At 60.2% G+C, this 19,009-nt stretch carries 12 protein-coding genes; 3 read left to right on the plus strand and 9 right to left on the minus strand.

Features of this window, described 5'->3' with window-relative positions; translation table 11 throughout:
• Positions 1–326: 326 nt before the first annotated feature.
• Positions 327–2,000 carry a phosphoenolpyruvate--protein phosphotransferase gene (ptsP, locus tag QMB98_RS05440; RefSeq protein WP_371684666.1) on the plus strand — a complete coding sequence of 558 codons (1,674 nt, stop codon included), beginning with the start codon at positions 327–329 and terminating at the stop codon, positions 1,998–2,000.
• 380 nt (positions 2,001–2,380) lie between these two features.
• Here the strand turns inward: ptsP and gdhA are convergent, their stop codons facing one another.
• From gdhA to QMB98_RS05475, 7 genes are all read right to left on the minus strand, one after another.
• On the minus strand, positions 2,381–3,730 hold the full coding sequence (gdhA, locus tag QMB98_RS05445; protein WP_371684667.1) for an NADP-specific glutamate dehydrogenase: 1,350 nt from the start codon (positions 3,728–3,730) through the stop codon (positions 2,381–2,383).
• Between the two features lie 218 nt (positions 3,731–3,948).
• Entirely contained in the window at positions 3,949–6,207 is a 2,259-nt protein-coding gene (purL, locus tag QMB98_RS05450) for a phosphoribosylformylglycinamidine synthase subunit PurL (RefSeq protein WP_371684668.1), read from the minus strand.
• Positions 6,204–6,893: a phosphoribosylformylglycinamidine synthase subunit PurQ gene (purQ, locus tag QMB98_RS05455; RefSeq protein WP_371684669.1), complete on the minus strand. Its 690-nt coding sequence runs from the start codon at positions 6,891–6,893 to the stop codon at positions 6,204–6,206. The genes purL and purQ overlap by 4 nt, the downstream gene beginning before the upstream one ends.
• Positions 6,890–7,141, minus strand: coding sequence for a phosphoribosylformylglycinamidine synthase subunit PurS (locus QMB98_RS05460; RefSeq protein ID WP_371684670.1), 252 nt, complete (start codon positions 7,139–7,141; stop codon positions 6,890–6,892). Before QMB98_RS05460 ends, purQ begins: the two co-directional genes overlap by 4 nt.
• A 28-nt stretch (positions 7,142–7,169) precedes the next feature.
• Entirely contained in the window at positions 7,170–8,075 is a 906-nt protein-coding gene (locus tag QMB98_RS05465) for a phosphoribosylaminoimidazolesuccinocarboxamide synthase (RefSeq protein ID WP_371684671.1), read from the minus strand.
• Between the two features lie 624 nt (positions 8,076–8,699).
• Positions 8,700–9,917: a phosphoribosylamine--glycine ligase gene (purD, locus tag QMB98_RS05470; protein ID WP_371684672.1), complete on the minus strand. Its 1,218-nt coding sequence runs from the start codon at positions 9,915–9,917 to the stop codon at positions 8,700–8,702.
• 257 nt (positions 9,918–10,174) lie between these two features.
• On the minus strand, positions 10,175–12,037 hold the full coding sequence (locus QMB98_RS05475; protein WP_371684673.1) for a phosphoenolpyruvate carboxykinase (GTP): 1,863 nt from the start codon (positions 12,035–12,037) through the stop codon (positions 10,175–10,177).
• A gap of 716 nt (positions 12,038–12,753) precedes the next feature.
• On the opposite strand from QMB98_RS05475, the gene QMB98_RS05480 reads away from it, so the two are divergent.
• The gene (locus QMB98_RS05480; protein ID WP_371684674.1) at positions 12,754–13,749 is read left to right on the plus strand and encodes a hypothetical protein; all 996 of its coding nucleotides are present in this window, start codon (positions 12,754–12,756) and stop codon (positions 13,747–13,749) included.
• Between the two features lie 359 nt (positions 13,750–14,108).
• On the opposite strand, the gene QMB98_RS05485 is transcribed toward QMB98_RS05480, so the two are convergent.
• Positions 14,109–15,392, minus strand: coding sequence for an adenylosuccinate synthase (locus tag QMB98_RS05485; RefSeq protein ID WP_371684675.1), 1,284 nt, complete (start codon positions 15,390–15,392; stop codon positions 14,109–14,111).
• Positions 15,393–15,711: 319 nt separating this feature from the next.
• On the opposite strand from QMB98_RS05485, the gene QMB98_RS05490 reads away from it, so the two are divergent.
• Positions 15,712–18,075, plus strand: coding sequence for a glycogen/starch/alpha-glucan phosphorylase (locus QMB98_RS05490; RefSeq protein WP_371684676.1), 2,364 nt, complete (start codon positions 15,712–15,714; stop codon positions 18,073–18,075).
• 583 nt (positions 18,076–18,658) lie between these two features.
• Here the strand turns inward: QMB98_RS05490 and QMB98_RS05495 are convergent.
• The coding region (locus tag QMB98_RS05495) for a hypothetical protein (protein WP_371684677.1) at positions 18,659–19,009 on the minus strand (351 nt) is incomplete at its 5' end.

The following is a 19,009-nucleotide window of genomic DNA, read 5'->3' on the forward strand; positions in this document are numbered from 1 at the left end:
CCATCCCCAACTTCGAAATCAAAGAAAACCTGCCAACTACTTGACGCGGGACAGTCAGTCCCATGGCAGCGATTGCGACGGTTGCAGCCACAGCGATAGGGCGTCTGGTGCCCAGTAGGTGAATTCGCATCACTTACTTCCTATTCACTGTATGAAAATATGACACACTTAACATACCCGTTATTCTTTAACGACGGGTAAATTCCCTTAAACCACATGGGGGCAACACGAACCGCTGGCTATGATTACCCTCACACGCTCAGCGCCTTGGTATTTGGCAAAATGAACCGTCAAACAAAGCGCTAAACCGACCGGGAGGATGGCACATGGAAGCACAACTCACTCTCACTGGAACCCCCGTAGTACCAGGAATTGCCTATGCCAAGACCGCCTGGGTGCAGGGTGTTCCCGAGCCGCCCGAAACCGCCCCGGACGTGCCCGAGTCGGAGCGTGAGACCGCTCAGGAACAGTTCGTTGCGGCCGCCGATGCGGTCGCACAGCGGCTGACCACTCGTGCAGCAAGCATGGTCGGCACTGCTTCAGACATCCTCGCTGTTTCGGCTGGTTTTGCTCGGGACAAGGGGTGGCGGAAGGAAGTAAACAAGCGGATTGCAGGCGGCACTCCCCCGGTCCAGTCCGTCACCCAGGCCACCCAACTCTTTGCCGACATCTTCTCCGCGCAGGGTGGGCTCATGGAGGAGCGCGTCACCGACCTTTTGGACATGCGCAATCGCGTTGTTGCCGAACTCGAGGGTCATCCCGAGCCCAGCATTCCCACACCGGACGAACCCATCATTCTGCTTGCGGACGACCTGGCACCGGCAGATACGGCGGGACTCGATCCGGAACTCATCCTTGGCATCATCACCCGACTGGGTGGCCCCACCTCCCACACATCGATCATCTGCCGCCAGCTCTCCATCCCCTGCATCGTCGCAGCGAGGGATCTGGAGGCGGTCTCGGACGGCAAGCTCCTCATCATGGATGGCGACTCGGGTGAGTACTCGGTCGATCCGGATAGAGAGCAGGCCGAGGCTCTCGCTCACGAGGATGCCCTGCGCCGTCAGCGCGCACGTGAATGGCAGGGACCAGCGGAAACCCTCGATGGCTACCCGGTGGAGTTGCTCGCCAACATCCAGGACCGCGCCAGCGCGCTCCGCGCCGAACAGACCGAAGCCACGGGCATCGGACTTTTCCGCACGGAACTCTCCTTCCTCAACACCCCGGTCGAGCCCTCACTCGAGGATCAGAGCGCTCTCTATCGTTCCGTGTTCTCCAGCTTCCCGGGCGGCAAGATCGTTGTGCGAACGCTCGATGCTGGCTCGGACAAGCCCGTTGCCTTCGCCTCGGTTCCAAACGAGGAGAACCCGGCCCTGGGCGTGCGCGGTTTGCGCACCTCGGGAGTTGATGAGGGCCTGTTGCTACGCCAGATCGATGCCCTCGTGTCCGCCTCCGCGGATCACGATGGTCCGAACTGGATCATGGCTCCCATGGTGTCCACCATCGCCGAGGCCCGCTGGTTCTGCGGGATGATCCGCGAACGCGGCCTCAAGGCCGGCATCATGATCGAGGTTCCCGCCACCGCCATCATGATCGACCAGTTCATGGAGGAGGTCGACTTCGTCTCGATCGGAACGAACGACCTCACCCAGTACGTCATGGCCGCGGACCGCACCAACGCGAATCTCGCAACCTACACGGACAACTGGCAGCCCGCCGTTCTCACACTCATTAACTTGATCGCCCAGTCCGGCATCGCCCACGGCAAGCCCGTCGGCGTGTGTGGTGAGGCCGCAGCGGACCCGAACCTCGCCGCGGTCCTCATCGGCATGGGAGTGACCTCCCTGTCCATGGCGTCCGGTGCGATCTCGTACGTGGGTTCCCGGCTCTCCGAGGTCACCCTCGAGCAGTGCCAGCAGGCCGCGGAAGCGGTCCTCCAGGCACCAGATCCGATCACTGCCCGCCAGGTTGCCTCGGCAGCCCTCGGCACCCACGCCTAGGCCACACCCCCAACAAACGCGCCTCGGGGGTTGGGAACAACTCCGAGGCAGCAGAACCATCAAACAGTGCCGACAAACAATTCCGAAAAACAAATCCTTCAAACAAAGCCAACCAAGGGTTGTCCAGGTCCGACCAATTTCGGCGCAGGTCTCACCTAACGGGCACGCCCACACTTGAATTCGCTCATTTCGGACACCCGGGGGCTATGATGTGTGGGCCGAGTTGGTGCGCACGCTGTGCTCAATGGCTTGAATTGCGCCTGCTCTCGGCACATGTGAAAGGGAGGGAATACGGTGGCGGCCGTATTCCCTCCCTCACTTAGCTTTGAGCTTGTTGAGCCTCTAGCTCGTTGCTGATCGATATCAGCTTGTCTTCTCGATCAGAGAACACCCTGTGCGAGCATGGCGTCTGCAACCTTGACGAAGCCAGCGGCGTTGGAGCCGGTGACGTAGTCGGAGGAGTTGCCTGCGTAACGCTCGGAAGCGTCCACACACTGAGCGTGAATGTTCACCATGATGTCATCGAGACGCTGAGCAACATCCTCGCGGGTCCAGGACTGACGTGCCGAGTTCTGCTGCATCTCCAGTGCGGAGACCGCGACGCCACCTGCGTTGGCTGCCTTGCCGGGGCCGTAAAGAACGTCAGAAGCCTCGAAGACCTCAACGCCCTCGGCGTCGGTGGGCATGTTCGCGCCTTCACCAACGGCCTTGACACCGTTCTTGATGAGGGTGCGAGCATCCTCGCCGTTGAGCTCGTGCTGGGTTGCGCAGGGCAGAGCAACGTCAACCGGGACGGACCAGATGGAGCCATCGGTGTGAAGCTCTGCGTTCGGGCGAGCAGCCACGTAGTCAGCAACGCGACCGCGCTTGACCTCCTTGATGTCCTTGAGGAGCTCGAGGTCGATGCCGTCTGCGTCGTAGACCCAGCCGGAGGAGTCGGAGATGGTCACGGGCTTTGCACCCAGCTGCTGGAGCTTCTCGATCGAGTAGATGGCGACGTTACCGGAACCGGAAACCGACACGGTCTGACCTTCGAAGTCCTCGCCGCGGGTCTTGAGCATCTCGCGGGTGAACGCAACCAGGCCGTAGCCCGTTGCCTCGGTGCGGATCAGGGAGCCGCCCCAGTCGAGGCCCTTACCGGTGAGAACCCCGGCCTCGAAGCCGTTAGCGAGCTTCTTGTACTGGCCGAAGAGGTAACCGATCTCGCGGCCACCGACGCCGATGTCGCCGGCGGGGATGTCGGTGAAGTGACCGATGTGGCGGAACAGGCCGGTCATGAAGGACTGGCAGAAGCGCATGATCTCCTGGTCGGACCGACCGTGGGGATCGAAGTCAGCGCCACCCTTGCCGCCACCGATCTGCTGGCCGGTGAGGGCGTTCTTGAAGATCTGCTCGAAGCCGAGGAACTTCACGATGGAAGCGGAAACGGTCGGGTGGAAGCGAAGGCCGCCCTTGTAGGGACCGAGAGCCGAGTTGAACTGGAAGCGGTAGCCACGGTTGACGTGCGTCTTGCCCTCGTCGTCAACCCACGGGACGCGGAAGTGGACTGCGCGCTCGGGTTCAACGATGCGCTCGAGGATGGCAGCTTCCTGGTACTCAGGGTGCTGCTCGAGGACAGGTGCGAGGGAGTCAAGAACGCCGACAACGGCCTCCTGGAACTCGAGCTCACCTGGGTTGCGGACCTTCAGTCCTTCGAGGACCGATTCAATGTATTCACTTGCTGTGCTCATGGGTAAAACGCTAGTTCATGAAGGCTTTCCTTGGCACTCTCGTCCACTGCGAAATATTGCACATTTTTAAAAGTTTCCCACGAGGAAAGCTTGTCACTATTCTTGAATTGGAGAAAATGGCGGAAATAAGCCACTCCCTCACCTTCAAGCCCTCTTTTAGTTGAGGGTTCAAAGGTGAGGGAGTGCAATATAAGGGATAATTGTCTCTTTAGCAAATCCTAGGCCTGTGGTGCCCGAGGCGTGGGACCGACCAATTCGTCAAGTTTGAAGGAGTATGTTTCCTCGCCATCAATGACGAGTCGGTTTCCTCCGGTCGTACCGATTCGAGCGGCGGTCACGCCCTCCGCTTCTGCGGCCGCGGTGACGGCCGGGAGGAGGCGCTCGGGTACCGCCACGACGGCCCGAGCCTGAGTCTCGGAGAAGAGCGCGGTGAAGTCGTCCACGCCGAGCGGAAGGAGATCGATGGAGGCTCCGACACCGTGACGCAGGACCATGTCGACGATGGTCTGGATGAGACCGCCGTTGGACACGTCGTGTGCCGCCGAGGTGACGTCGGCCTCAGCGAGAGCGATGAGGACATTGCCGAGGGCAACCTCCTTCGCAAAATCCACCTTCGGGGGCAGGCCGCCCACGTGATCGTGGATCGCACGCGCCCACGCCGAACCGTCCAGCTCGTCCTCCACGTCGCCCAGGGCGACGATGGCGAGGCCCTCGTCGAACCAGCCCGAGGGGCGCGCGGTGGCAACATTGTCGAGGACACCGAGCATGCCAACGACGGGGGTCGGGTTGATCGAGTCGTCACCGTTCGAGTTGTACAGGGACACGTTGCCGCCCGTGACCGGGATGCCAAGCTCGGCGCAGCCGTCGGCGAGGCCTTCCATGGCGGTCACGAGCTGCCACATGAGCTCCGGCTTTTCCGGGTTGCCGAAGTTCAGGCAGTCGGAGATGGCGCGCGGGTGCGCACCCACGGTCGCCACGTTGCGGTAGGACTCTGCGAGAGCCTGACGGGCACCGGTGTAGGGATCAAGTTTAGTGAACCAACCGTTCGCGTCTGTTGCAAGAGCAACGCCGCGACCGGACTCCTCGTCCACGCGGATGACACCAGCATCGTCGGGCTGAGCAAGGGCCGTGTTGCCACGAACGAAGCGGTCGTACTGGCTCGTGACCCAATCCTTGGGTGCCTGGTTCGGGGAGTGCAGAACACGGATGATCTGGTCCCTCAGCTCCTCGCCCGCTGCGGGGCGAGCAAGGGAGTCCGTGGTGTCGGCCTGGAGGGCATCCTGCCAGGAGGGACGCTCGTAGGGGCGGTCGTAGACCGGCCCATCAACGGCGACCGTCTTGGGGTCGACGTCAACGATGCGGTGTCCGTCGTGGTCGATGGTCAGGCGACCATCCCCTGTCACCTCACCGATGATCGAGGCCTCGACCTCCCACTTGTTGATGATGGCCATGAAGGCATCGAGATTCTCGGGGGTCACGACCGCCATCATGCGCTCCTGAGACTCCGACATGAGGATCTCGCCAGCGTTCAGGGTCGAGTCGCGCAGGAGCACCTCCTCGAGGTTCACGTGCATGCCAGAATTGCCGTTTGCGGCCAGCTCTGAGGTGGCACAGGAAATGCCAGCAGCACCGAGGTCCTGGATGGCCTCAACGAGACCAGCCTGGAACAGCTCCATGCAGCATTCGATGAGGATCTTCTCCATGAACGGGTCGCCAACCTGAACCGAGGGGCGCTTCGTGGGCATGCCACCCTCGAAGGCCTGGGAGGACAGGATGGAGGCACCACCGATGCCGTCGCCGCCGGTGCGGGCACCGAAGAGCACGACCTTGTTGCCGACGCCTTCGGCGTTGGCCAGGTGGATGTCCTCGTGGCGGAGCACGCCAACCGCGAGCGCGTTGACGAGTGGGTTGCCCTGGTACGCCCTGTCGAACTCGACCTCGCCACCGATGTTTGGCAGGCCAAGGGAGTTGCCGTAGCCGGCGATGCCGGCGATGGCGCCGTTGGCGACTCGCCAGGTGTCCTGCTCGTTCGGGTCACCGAAGCGAAGCTGGTCCATGACGGCGACGGGGCGGGCACCCATGGCGATAATGTCGCGGACGATGCCGCCAACGCCCGTGGCCGCACCCTGGTAGGGCTCCACGTAGGAGGGTGAGTTGTGGGATTCGACCTTGAAGGTGACGGCCCAGCCGTCACCCACGTCCACAACACCCGCGTTCTGTCCCATGCCGACCAGGAGGTGCTTGCGCATGTGTTCCGTGGTCTTCTTGCCGAACTGGGCGGACAGATGCTTCTTGGAGGACTTGTAGGAGCAGTGCTCGGACCACATGACGGAGTACATGGCGAGCTCAGCGTTCGTGGGCCTGCGGCCCAGCAGACCGACGATGCGATCGTATTCTTCGTGCTTAAGGCCGAGTGCCTCGTAGGGCATGACCTCGTCCGGCGTCGCAGCCGCGTTTTCGACGGTATCGTGAATCATTGCAGAACCCCCAAGACTGACTGGAACAGTGGCAGGCCATCAAGGCCGGTACGCGTGCCCAAGGCGCTGTCGGGGCCAAAGCCCTTCTCGACTGCGTGCTCGGGGTGTGGCATGAGGCCAACAATGTTGCCCGCGGCGTTGGTGATGCCTGCGATGTTGTTGCGCGAACCGTTGGGGTTGACGTCGACGTAGCGGAAGACAACACGGCCTTCACCCTCGAGTTCCTCAATGGTTTCGTCAAGAGCCTGGTAGGAGCCCTCGCCGTTCTTCAACGGGATCGTAATCTCGGCATCCTGGTCGTAGCCATTCGTCCATGCGGTCGTGTTGTTTTCGACGCGGAGAACCTGCTCGCGGCAAATGAACTTCTGCTGGTCGTTGCGGATGAGTGCGCCGGGGAGGAGGCCCGCTTCGCAGAGAACCTGGAAGCCGTTGCAGATGCCCAGGACGGGCATGCCACCCTTGGCGCGGTCAATGACTGAACCCATGACCGGTGCGAGGGAGGCGATGGCCCCACAGCGCAGGTAGTCGCCGTAGGAGAACCCACCGGGGATGATGACTGCATCTACTCCCTTGAGGTCAGTATCGGCATGCCACAGGTCGACTGCTTCTCCACCAGCGAGCTTGACGGCGCGCTTGGCGTCCCCTTCATCGAGAGTCCCGGGGAAGGTGATGACACCGACTTTCACTGTTCCTCCGCATATACGCCGACAACGTCTTCGATAATTGGATTGGACAGTACGGTCTCGGCTGCCTTCTTTGCGGCTTCGAGAGCCTCGTCGGTAACGTCGCCATCAACGGTCAGTTCAAACCGCTTTCCCTGGCGAACATCACCGAACTGCATGATTCCCTGATGGGGCAGCACCCCAACGATTGCCTTGCCTTGCGGGTCAAGGATTTCTGGCTTTGGCATAACTTCTACAATGATGCGTCCCATGGGACTAACTGTAGCGTTTAGGCCTCCGTCAGTGCTTCCAAGTCTGACCTGTGAGCCGCTCAAACGCGAAGATGTAGCGTTCCTGGGTCTTGGCAACCACGTCGGCTGGCAGTTCGGGCGGCGGACCGACCTTGTCCCAGCCGGAAGCGGGGGACGTCAACCAGTCGCGAATGTATTGCTTATCAAGGGAAGGCTGGGATTGACCCGGCTTGTAGGTTGAGATCTCCCAGAACCGTGACGAGTCCGGGGTGAGAATCTCGTCACCCAGGACCAGATCCGTCTCACCGGGCTGCATCCGATTGCCAAATTCGAACTTTGTGTCGGCAAGAATGATGCCTCGCTCGGCCGCAATGTCGCGGGCCTTCGTGTAGAGGTCGATCGAGATGTCGCGTAGCTGACGGGCAGTTTCCTTCCCCACGCGCTCCTCCACCTCGGAGAAAGAGATGTTCTCGTCGTGCTCACCAATGCGTGCCTTCGCGGCAGGGGTGAAGATCGGCTCCGGTAGCTGGTCACCTTCGATGAGACCGTCGGGCAGCTTCACGCCGCAGACGCTTCCGGTTTCCCTGTACTCGGCCAAACCCGAGCCCGCGAGGTAGCCGCGCACCACGCACTCGACAGGCACCATCTGGAGGCGGTCGGCGATCATCGCACGCCCCTCAACGGCCTTCGGCACGTCCACGGAAACGAAGTGGTTCTCTGTCACGTCCGCCAACTGCTTGAACCACCACAGCGTCATTGCCGTGAGGATCTTGCCCTTTTCGGGGATCACCGTGGGCAGAACGTGGTCAAACGCAGAAATGCGATCTGACGCAACAATCAGGATGGCATCCCGACCCAAATGCGCAGAAAGATCCGCAGGAGCATACAGGTCGCGGACCTTTCCTGAAGCCAGGTGGGTCCAACCTCGTATGCTCTCATAAGGGCTATTGTTCATGACCCTATTGTTCCACGAAAGCTTGCTTTGTGAAGGTCGATCTCATACTTCATGTTTGCGCCTTCCATGCCTACTGCCAGGGAAAATAGCACTCCTTTGCACGACTCTCACAACGAAGGATGTTAAATATGGTGACCACCACCAACATGTGAACTCGCGTCCCTGCGCACCCAAATCGAGGGTAGGAGCGTCCCGTCCCAGGTCGCGGCCCTATCTGCGCTCCCTCCCCCACATCCGGACAGGCCACTCCGGTAAACAGCAGGTAAACCTTGTCCCCGGCCCGTGCACGTTTTCCAACACCGGACGCACGTGACGCGCCTCGAGGCCCGGTTTGTTCTGGTCCTGTCGAACTACTCGGCCCCCAGGGCAAACGTGGCCGCCACAAGGAATAAACAGTGATAGATGCGAACACAGCCCGTAGGCAAAAGCTGTGGTTCCTTTGCGGCCGACTTTCGTTCGCGGGCAGCCTACGGTTCTCAGGTAGCTAGGCGTCGCTAGTTGACTGCGGTTTTTGGATAGCCGTGAGGGCCGGATCATGCCGGCCCTCAGTGTGCTGATCGAATAGTTCCTCCGCCCTCGCTGACTTCTCAGCTCAGATCAAAGCCCATCTTTCGCTCGCCTGCGCTAGATTCCCGCGGCGATGTCGGTGCGGTACTGCATGCCCTCGAAGGGGACGATCTTGGTGTAGGCGTCCTCTCGGGCTTCGGCAACGGTGGGTCCGTGGCCGATGACGGCCGCGACCCTGCCACCTGAGGTCACGACACGATCATCTTTCCACGTGGTTCCCGCGTGGATCAGTCCCACCATGTCGGCTACCTCGACCCCGAGCTTCAGCTTGCCCGGGTAGCCCTCGCTCGCAAGAACGACGGCTACGACTGCGTTCGGATCCCACTCGAGGGGCTCTAGCTGGTGGAGCTTGCCGGTGGCGGCCGCGTACAGGACCTCCGTGAGCGGGGTCTGCAGCCTCGGCAGAACGGCCTGGGTCTCGGGATCGCCGAAACGCACGTTGAACTCGATGACGCGAATGCCGCGTTCGGTCAGGGCAAGGCCGCAGTAGAGGATGCCAACGAAGGGCGTACCCTGGCGCTCGAGTTCGCGAACCACCGGGTAGGCAACGCGTTCCAGAACCTCATCGACGAGTCCCTCGGGTGCCCACGGGAGCGGCGAGTAGGAACCCATGCCGCCCGTGTTCGGGCCCTCGTTGTTGTCCTTGAGGCGCTTGAAGTCCTGGGCCGGCTCGAGCGGAATGACGGTCTTGCCGTCGCACACGCACAGGAGTGAAACCTCGGGACCATCGAGGTACTCCTCGATGACAACGCTGCCTCCCCCATCGATGCAGTCGAAGGCGTGCTGGCGAGCCGCGTCGAGATCCTCCGTGACAACAACACCCTTGCCTGCGGCAAGCCCATCGTCCTTCACGACGTAGGGCGCCGGGAACAGGCCCAGAGCTTCCTCTGCCTCTTCGCGAGTGGTGCAGATGCGGGCGAGGGCGGTGGGCACCTCAGCGAGCGCCATCACTTCCTTCGCAAATGCCTTCGAGCCCTCCAGCTTCGCTGCGGCTCCACTCGGACCAAACACTGGGATGCCAGCGGCGCGCAGGTCGTCCGCCACGCCCGCCACAAGTGGCGCTTCCGGACCAATGACCACGAGATCAACGTTGGTGCGTCCAGCGATCTCGACAATGTCCTTTCCGTTGAGAATATCGCCGCTCAGGCACTGAGCATTCTCGATCTGGCCGATTCCGGGATTGCCGGGGACCGCGTACAAAGCTTCAACGTGGGGAGCAAGGGCAAGTGCCAGCGCGTGCTCACGACCGCCCGATCCGAGGAGGAGAATCTTCATATTCCGAGCCTACCTGGGCTCCCCCGCCGAGTCGGTACTGGGCCGAAAACTATTCACCAGGTGGGCAGAGATTCGCGCCACCATTGCAGGAAATCGATAGGAGAATCTCAAGCAAGACGGGAAGACGAACTGAAGCAGGAATGGCCGACGAATTCACGCAACATTGCAGATGAACTCGCGGAAGATTCTCGGACAAAGGAGTGGTGGCAGGAGCCGAGGCCCCTGCCACCAGAGTTGAGTATTCGAATTACGAGACCTTAGCGGGCTGCTTCGATCCTGTTGCGGAACTCGCCAAGTTCGTGACGGATAGCTGCGGGGACCTTGTCGCCGAACTGTACGAAGTACTCTTCGACGGAGTCGATCTCAGCTGCCCAGGAATCCGGATCGGTCTCGAAGAGAGCGTCCCATTCTTCCTGGCCGATGTCGAGGCCTTCAAGGTTGAAGTCTTCGAACTTGGGGTAGCGGCCGGTGATGCCATCGACGGTCTCGACGCGGCCGTCTGCGCGGCGGACGATCCAGTCAAGCACGCGGGAGTTGTCGCCGAAGCCGGGCCACATGAACTTGCCGTCAGCGTCCTTGCGGAACCAGTTGACCTGGTAGACCTTCGGGAACTTATCGCCAAGCCTCTCCTGCATCTCCGTCCAGTGGCCCCAGTAGTCGGCCATGTTGTAGCCCGCGAACGGAAGCATACCGAAGGGGTCGTGGCGCAGCGAGCCGGCCTTGACGTCGGTTGCTGCTGCGGTGACCTCGGATGCCACGGAGGCACCGATGAACACGCCGTGATCAGCGGAGTACTGCTCGGCTACGAGCGGCACGTTGGTGGCGCGGCGGCCACCGAACAGGATTGCGTCGACCGGAACACCCTCGGGTGCTTCCCAGTCGGGGCAGATGATCGGGCACTGCGAGGCGGGAACGGTGAAGCGGGCGTTCGGGTGAGCTGCGAGCTTGCCTTCCTCTGCATCAGCCTTCGTGTAGTCGTTGCCGTGCCAGTCGATGAGGTGATCCGGCATCTCGCCATCGATGCCTTCCCACCAGACATCGCCATCGTCGGTCAGTGCGACGTTGGTGAAGATGGAGTTCGCGCGAGCGGTGTCCATAGCCATCGGGTTGGTCTTGTAGGAGGTACCCGGTGCAACACCGAAGAAGCCTGCCTCGGGGTTGATGGCGCGCAGGGTGCCGTCTTCGCCGGGACGCATCCACGCAATGTCGTCACCAATGGTTTCGACCTTGTAGCCCTCAATCGTGGGCTGGAGCATGGCGAGGTTCGTCTTGCCACATGCCGAGGGGAATGCAGCGGTCACGTGGAACTGCTTGCCGGTTGCTTCTTCCGTGAGGCGGAGGATGAGCATGTGCTCTGCCATCCAGCCGTCGCGGCGAGCCATGGTCGAGGCGATACGCAGTGCGAAGCACTTCTTGCCGAGCAGGGCGTTGCCGCCGTATCCGGAACCGTAGGACCAGATCTCGTTGGTCTCCGGGAAGTGGGTGATGTACTTTTCGTCGTTGCAGGGCCAGCTGGTGTCCTCGCGCTCGTTGCCTTCTGCGTCAACCAGCGGGTAACCAACGGAGTGAACTGCGGGGACCCAGGGCTCACCCTTGCCGATGAGCTCGAGAGCCGGGGTGCCCATGCGGGTCATGATCCTCATGTTGACCACAACGTAGGGAGAGTCCGTAAACTCGATACCGAGCTGCGAGATCGGACCACCAACGGGGCCCATCGAAAACGGAATCACGTACATTGTGCGGCCCCTCATGGAACCGTCGAACACCTTGTTGAGGGTCTCCTTCATTTCCTTCGGGTCGGCCCAGTTGTTGGTCGGACCAGCATCCTCTTCCTTTTCGGAGCAGATGTAGGTGCGGGACTCAACGCGAGCAACGTCGGACGGAAGTGAGCGGGCGAGGAAAGAATTGGGGCGCTTTTCAGGATTGAGTCGCGTGAACATTCCGGTCTCGACCATCTGGTTCGTGAGAAGGTCCCATTCAGCGTCGGAACCGTCTACCCAGAAGATGTCCTTGGGCTTCGTCAGGTTGGCAATATCTGCAACCCACGCCACCAAATCAGCGGTTGCAATCTCGGGGGCGTCAGCCTTGATGTTCTCAGCTGTGAATGTCCTGTCAGTCATCGCGCTTCCTCCTAGAATTAGGCGATGGTGTTTTTCCTTCTTTGGTCAACTACCAAGTAAATTATCCCCCGCAAAAGTGGCCACATAATGGGACTATAGGCTTCTTTTCCAGGGCAAATACTTAGGACTGTGGACCTATTCGTCCCTTCAATCTTGTCCCATTTGGCAGCCCTCCGTGGGCTATGGACGTTTGTCGCCAAGCGCGTGAACCATAGTGCAAGCCACGTGAAAAGCGACCTAAAAATCGATCCCGGCTCACCAAATTTTGGTCCAGTTTTTTCTACCGTCCAGGATCTTCATGTTTGCGAAACCGGATCGCGCCGGACAGTTCACTCTTGCCTCTTGCATGCGCGTCTTAGAACTCTCCCGCACACCCCACCGACAGAGTTTCGAGAGCGGCGTGGCCGGGATCGAGAACGCCAACTCGGTCCCGATCTTGACTCCCCATGTTGCCCCTGAGAGCAGGCGACCATGTTGCGCCTCAATCTGGGGTATTTCTTGTCGACCCGCGATGACTTACTGCCATTACTGTCATGTCAAGCTCCTGTGGCACCGCACTCCCCATGCACCCTTCCCCGGATTTACACGGATAACTCAGCCTGCTCCCAGAAATTAGTGAGAACTCCCCACGGTTTCGTGTGGGGGTTCGAGAGACTTCATTTTATTGTGGGTCTTAAGTCCGAGAGCCCCGGCTACCGGCATTTGAAAGGAAACAAATGAAAACCCGCACCAAGAAAGTACTGGCAGTAGCAACTATTGCGCCCGCCATGATTGTCCTGTCTGTATGCCGGGCCGAAACGATCATCGAGATCAAGGACGATGGCTCCGCTTCCGTATCCATGGAGTTCGAGGACACGGAAGGCACGCTCAACGGCATGGGCTACACCTGTGACCAGCTCTTCGAAGAAATGGGCATGACCGAGACGAGCGGTACCGAAGAGTACCTCGTCGAGGACATCTCCGGCGCTAACCTTGCGTGCCGCCTGACGGTCACCTCCGATGAGAACGTTGTCGACGGTTCCACGCTCATCGACAACGGTGACTCCTTCACCTTTATCGCAGAGGCTGACCCGACCTTCACCATGGATGACATGCCGGAGGAGATGGGCCAGATGGACTTCATCATGACCATCCAGATGCCCGGCGACATCGTCAACGCGACGAACGGCGCCGAGGTCAGCGGCAACCGCGCTTCGTACCGTGACATGAACGTCATGTCCCAGGGCTTCGAGGTCACCGGCATGAAGACCGGTGGATCGTCCACCACCACGACCGATCCCGATGAAGACGAGAACGGTGGTACCGGAACCGGTACGGGAACCGGCGAGGACGAAACCGATGGTACCGGCATTAGCACTCCTCCCGATAACGAGACTAACGGCAACAACGAGGACGGCACCGGTTCCAACTCTGACACCGGAGCCGACTCCGATTCGGATTCCGACTCTGACGAAGATTCCGGCTTCCCCATGTGGGCATGGTTCGCGATTGGCGCCGGTGTTCTCGTTTTGATCGGTCTTGGCGTGTGGGCAGCTCTGCGCGGTAAGAACAAGAACAACAATCAGGGTCCCTACGGTCCCGGTGGCGGCTACGGCGGCCCCCAGGGCGGCCAGTACGGCGGTCCCCAGGGCGGTAACTACGGTGGTCCCCAGCAGGGTGGACAGCCCCCGTACAACCAGGGTGGTTCCCAGCAGGGCGGACAGTGGGGCTAAGCCCAACAGTTCACTACAGCGTTAAGTGATTCAGAGGGTGCGAGCTTCGGCTCGCACCCTCTTCCCAACAGCAAGGTTCATCGCCTCCTAACAGCAAGGTTCATCGCCGGCATAAACCGGCACTTCCCGACGAATGAGGCCAGATAGCCCTGAGAACAGAGATCGGATAGCCCTTTCAGGATTGGGCAGCCCAACTGAGGACCCATCGCACTCGCGAGCAATTGGGTGGACCCATGCAGGACCGACTCACCCTAGCAATCAGGGGACATAGAAAAACGTGGAGGGAAGCAAGGACTGCTTCCCTCCACTACCGTCATGAGAGGCTACTAAGTGCCTGCGTGACGCTCATTTGGTTCCTTCTAGACGAGCGGGTGACGTACGATGGTCTGCTCACGGCCAGGGCCGACGCCAATGGAGGAGATGCGGACGCCGGAGAGCTCCTCGAGAGCCAGGACGTAGTCCTGGGCTGTCTGCGGAAGCTCCTCGAAAGTGCGCGCCTGGGTGATGTCTTCCTGCCAGCCCGGGAAGTACTCGTAGATGGGCTTGGCGTGGTCGAAAGACGTCTGATCCGCCGGCATCTCGTCAACGCGCTCGCCGTCGATCTCGTAGGCGACGCAGACGGGGATCTGCTCGAGAGTGGACAGCACATCCAGCTTCGTCAGCACGAGGTCCGTCAGAGAGTTGACGCGGGTGGCGTAGCGGGCAATAACGGCGTCGTACCAGCCGCAGCGGCGGGGACGGCCCGTCGTGGTGCCGAACTCTCCGCCGCGCTCACGCAGCCAGTCACCGGTCTCGTCGAGAAGCTCAGTCGGGAACGGTCCCTCACCAACGCGGGTGATGTAGGCCTTGGAGACACCTGCGACGCGGTCGATGCGGGTGGGGCCAACCCCAGAGCCCGTGCACGCGCCACCCGCGGTTGCAGAGGACGACGTGACGAAGGGGTAGGTGCCGTGGTCAACGTCGAGCATGGTGGCCTGGCCACCTTCGAAAACAACGGTTTCGCCGCGGTCGAGTGCCTCGTTCAGAAGGTTGGTGACATTCGAGACCATAGGCTTGACGCGGTCCGCGTACTTGAGGAGCTCCTCAGTAACGGTATCAACGTCGGCAGTTCGGGTGTTGAACACCTTGAGAAGCAGGTTGTTCTTCTGAGCGAGTGCGCCCTCCACCTTCTGTCGCAGGATGGAGGCATCGAAGAGATCCTGGATGCGCAGACCAATGCGGTTCATCTTGTCCGCATAGGTGGGGCCAATGCCGCGGCCCGTGGTGCCGATCTTGCGGCTACCAAGGAAGCGTTCCGTGACCTTGTCGAGGGTGCGGTTGTACGAGGGAATGATGTGAGCGTTCGCGGAGATGCGGAGCTTCGACATGTCGATACCTCGGGACTCGAGCTCTTCAACTTCCTGGAAGAGAACATCGAGATCAACGACAACGCCGCCACCGATGACGGGGGTGCAGGTTGCGGTCAGTGCACCTGCAGGAATGAGGTGAAGGGCGAACTTCTCGCCGTCGACCACGATCGTGTGCCCCGCATTGTTACCGCCGTTGAACTTCACTACGTAATCGACGTCGGTGCCGAGCTGGTCAGTGGCCTTGCCCTTCCCTTCATCGCCCCACTGGGCGCCAATGACAATCAATGCCGGCATCGTGATCTCCTTCAATGGTTAATACCGAAAGCGCGTTCATTCTATTTGTTTGAACAAGCTGAGACATCGGTGTCTCGCCGTTCAAGCACCAGGTAAGCATACTCTTCACGCCCACCATCAGTCAGTTTGTCACTTGTTGCACCGGCCTCACCATGCGCTTGCTCACGACCCAGGTCTCAAAAACCACCACATTCTTCACCAAATCCGAACAAATTGATCACGACAGGTGGGATGATCTGGGATCCTGTTCGCGACTTTGGGCGGACCCCGTTAGAGTGAGACCTGGGCTTTCTGCCACCTTTAAATAGAAGGAGACGTCATGACCTCTGATTTGACGAACAGCCTCGGCTCGTTCACTCGTGCAGTCGCCGGTCGCAATCCACAGTCCTCAACCCCAATGGAACTATGGTCCGGTCTGTCATCGAACATCGTCGATCTCATTGCCGACAAGTGGGAGGCGTCCGCCAGCCGGGCCGCCAACGGCCGCCAGCAACACTACTTTTCTGCCGAGTTCCTCATGGGCAGGGCCCTACTCAACAACCTGACGAACCTCAACCTGGTCGATAAGGCTCAGGAAGCAGTCTCTGCCTACGGCTTTGAGCTGTCGGATGTTCTTGAGGCTGAGCACGACGCAGCACTCGGTAACGGTGGCCTGGGCCGCCTCGCCGCCTGCTTCCTCGACTCGTGCGCAACCCTCGACCTTCCCGTCACCGGTTACGGCATCCTCTACCGCTATGGCCTGTTCAAGCAGCAGTTCCAGGATGGTTTCCAGGTTGAGCACCCGGATCCGTGGATGGAGGAGGGCTACCCCTTCGTGATCCGTCGCGAGGAAGAAGTACGCTTCGTCAAGTTCGATGATCTCGACGTCCGTGCCATCCCCTACGACATGCCGATCACCGGCTACGGCACCGACAACGTTGGCACGCTACGCCTGTGGAAGGCGGAGCCGATGGAGGAGTTCAACTACGACGCCTTCAACTCCCAGCGCTTCACCGAGGCCATTGTTGAGCGTGAGCGCGTAGCCGACCTTTGTCGCGTTCTCTACCCGAACGACACCACCTACGAGGGCAAGATCCTGCGCGTTCGTCAGCAGTACTTCTTCGTGTCCGCTTCCCTCCAGGCCATGGTCGACAACTACATTGAGAAGCACGGTGAGGACCTCCGTGACTTCCACAAGTACAACTGCATCCAGCTGAACGACACCCACCCTGTGCTCGCGGTTCCCGAGCTCATGCGCATCCTCCTCGACGATCACGGCATGACCTGGGAAGACGCATGGGAGGTCACGCAGAAGACCTTCGCGTACACCAACCACACCACCCTTGCTGAGGCCCTGGAGACCTGGGAGTACTCGATCTTCCAGCAGCTCTTTGGTCGCGTTCTCGAGATCATTGCCGAGATCGACCGCCGCTTCCGCATCGACCTGGCTGACCGCGGCATCTCCGACGACCGCATCAACTACCTGGCACCGATCTCCAACGGCCGCATCCACATGGCCTGGATCGCCTGCTACGCTTCCTTCTCCATCAATGGTGTGGCCGCGATCCACACGAACATCCTGAAGAAGGACACGCTGAACGACTGGTACCAGCTGTGGCCCGAGAAGTTCAACAACAAGACCAATGGCGTGACTCCCCGACGCTGGCTCAACCAGTGCAACCCGCGTCTCGCCCGTCTTCTCGACAAGCTCGTTGGTTCCGACGCATGGGTATCCGATCTTGATCTTCTCCTCCCCCTCCAGAAGCAGGGCAAAAAGAAGAAGGTCATGCAGGAGCTTGTTGACGTCAAGAAGGCAAACAAGCGCGACTTTGCCAATTGGATTGAGAAGCGCCAGGGCATCAAGATCAACCCAGACGCCGTCTTCGACGTTCAGATCAAGCGCCTTCACGAGTACAAGAGGCAGCTCCTCAACGCGTTCTACGTGCTGGACCGCTACTTCACGATCAAGGACAACCCGGAGCTTGACGTGGTTCCCTCTGTCGCGATCTTCGGTGCCAAGGCCGCCCCCGGTTACTTCCGCGCGAAGGCCATCATCAAGCTCATCAACTCCATCGCGGATCTCGTCAACAACGATCCCGAGATTGGTGACAAGCTCAAGGTTGTGTTCATCGAGAACTACAACGTGACCCCCGCCGAGAAGGTCATCCCCGCAGCGGACATCTCTGAGCAGATCTCCACCGCAGGTAAGGAAGCATCCGGCACGGGCAACATGAAGTTCATGATGAACGGCGCGCTGACCCTGGGCACCCTCGATGGTGCGAACGTTGAAATCGTTGACGCGGTGGGTGACGAGAACGCCTACATCTTCGGAGCCAAGGAAGACGAACTTCCCTCCATCATGGCCTCCTACGATCCGTACGCAACCATGGAAGCAACCCAGGGCCTTACCCGAGTTGTCAACGCTCTCACGGACGGAACCTTGAACGATCACGGCACCGGCATGTTTGCCGATATCCGTCGCTCGCTCCTCGAGTCGGGCCCCGGCGGCTCCGACATCTACTACGTGCTGGGCGACTTCGCTTCGTACCGGGAGGCACGCAACCGCGCCCTCGAGGACACCCGTGATCCGATCGAGTGGGCACGCAAGTGCTGGGCAAACATCACCGAGTCCGGCCGCTTCTCCTCTGACCGCACCATCCGCGACTACGCACGCGAGGTGTGGCAGATCGAGCCAGCCAACTAGGAAATTACTGAGTTCTCTCCGGAGGGTTCTCTAGAGGAACCACGAGCAAAGGGCGGGTCCACTGTGGACCCGCCCTTTCATGTGCTTGCAGTGAGAGAGGGGCAAAGACGTTAAGGAAGATTCTTCTCGAGGACCGTCGCGTTCTGGAAGGTCGCGAAGTCCATCAACCCACTCCGGAAAGTCAATGAGTTCGAGTAACTACTCCGAGAACTTCACTTCGAAACTGTAGAAGGCTCCAGCATCCAATGTCGGTGTCACAACCTCCTGGATCTCGCCTTCGTACACCCTCACCGATGTCTATGAGCCCCAAGCTGGGCTCCAGACTGTTCCATGCACTCTCTTTGGTCGTCAGAGCAACGACCGGCTCCTCGGGTGGCGGGACGATACATCACCGCAGACAGCCGCGAAACCCCTGGCAAGAAGGGCGCCGGGCAGTACCAGTCGATTAGTCATGAGAGCTTCTCTATCCAGGGGTCTCGCTCCCGGATAGTTTTTCATCTCTTGTACCGCCGCGGTGCTTACCAGGGGAGAATTCTCAGGCGGAAAGCCCAAAGCCTTCTCCCATTTCCAGATGCTGTCTTTGTTAGTTCAGAATCTCAACTTCAAAGTTGTAGATGGCACCAGCATCGTAACTAGGGGTGGCAACTCCACTGGTCTCACCCTGTTGCACAACGAGCGAATCAACGAGGTCGTTGTACTCCCAACCCGAGTTCTCTCCCGGTGGCGCCAGTTCAAGGTTGAAGGAGAGGGCCACGGAGCTGTCGTAGATCTTGTCGACCGTGATTTCAAAGGGACCCCTGAAGGAGATCTGGGCGCTGACTGTGTCGCCTTCCTTCACTTCGTGGGTACTGACGAGGATCTCAGATTCGTAGTCCTCATCCCACCCATTCCAGTCATGCTCGGAGATCTTGAGGACTGCCGTGCGTTCCTGCGG

The sequence above is a fragment of the Flaviflexus sp. genome, from assembly GCF_041440645.1.
GTDB lineage: Bacteria > Actinomycetota > Actinomycetes > Actinomycetales > Actinomycetaceae > Flaviflexus.

Coding starts and splice junctions, on each gene's coding strand:
- ptsP (WP_371684666.1), top strand. CDS start 327: ATGGAAGCACAACTCACTCTCACTGGAACCCCCGTAGTACCAGGAATT.
- QMB98_RS05475 (WP_371684673.1), bottom strand. CDS start 12,037: ATGACTGACAGGACATTCACAGCTGAGAACATCAAGGCTGACGCCCCC.
- QMB98_RS05480 (WP_371684674.1), top strand. CDS start 12,754: ATGAAAACCCGCACCAAGAAAGTACTGGCAGTAGCAACTATTGCGCCC.
- QMB98_RS05465 (WP_371684671.1), bottom strand. CDS start 8,075: ATGAACAATAGCCCTTATGAGAGCATACGAGGTTGGACCCACCTGGCT.
- QMB98_RS05460 (WP_371684670.1), bottom strand. CDS start 7,141: ATGGGACGCATCATTGTAGAAGTTATGCCAAAGCCAGAAATCCTTGAC.
- QMB98_RS05490 (WP_371684676.1), top strand. CDS start 15,712: ATGACCTCTGATTTGACGAACAGCCTCGGCTCGTTCACTCGTGCAGTC.
- QMB98_RS05485 (WP_371684675.1), bottom strand. CDS start 15,392: ATGCCGGCATTGATTGTCATTGGCGCCCAGTGGGGCGATGAAGGGAAG.
- purD (WP_371684672.1), bottom strand. CDS start 9,917: ATGAAGATTCTCCTCCTCGGATCGGGCGGTCGTGAGCACGCGCTGGCA.
- purL (WP_371684668.1), bottom strand. CDS start 6,207: ATGATTCACGATACCGTCGAAAACGCGGCTGCGACGCCGGACGAGGTC.
- gdhA (WP_371684667.1), bottom strand. CDS start 3,730: ATGAGCACAGCAAGTGAATACATTGAATCGGTCCTCGAAGGACTGAAG.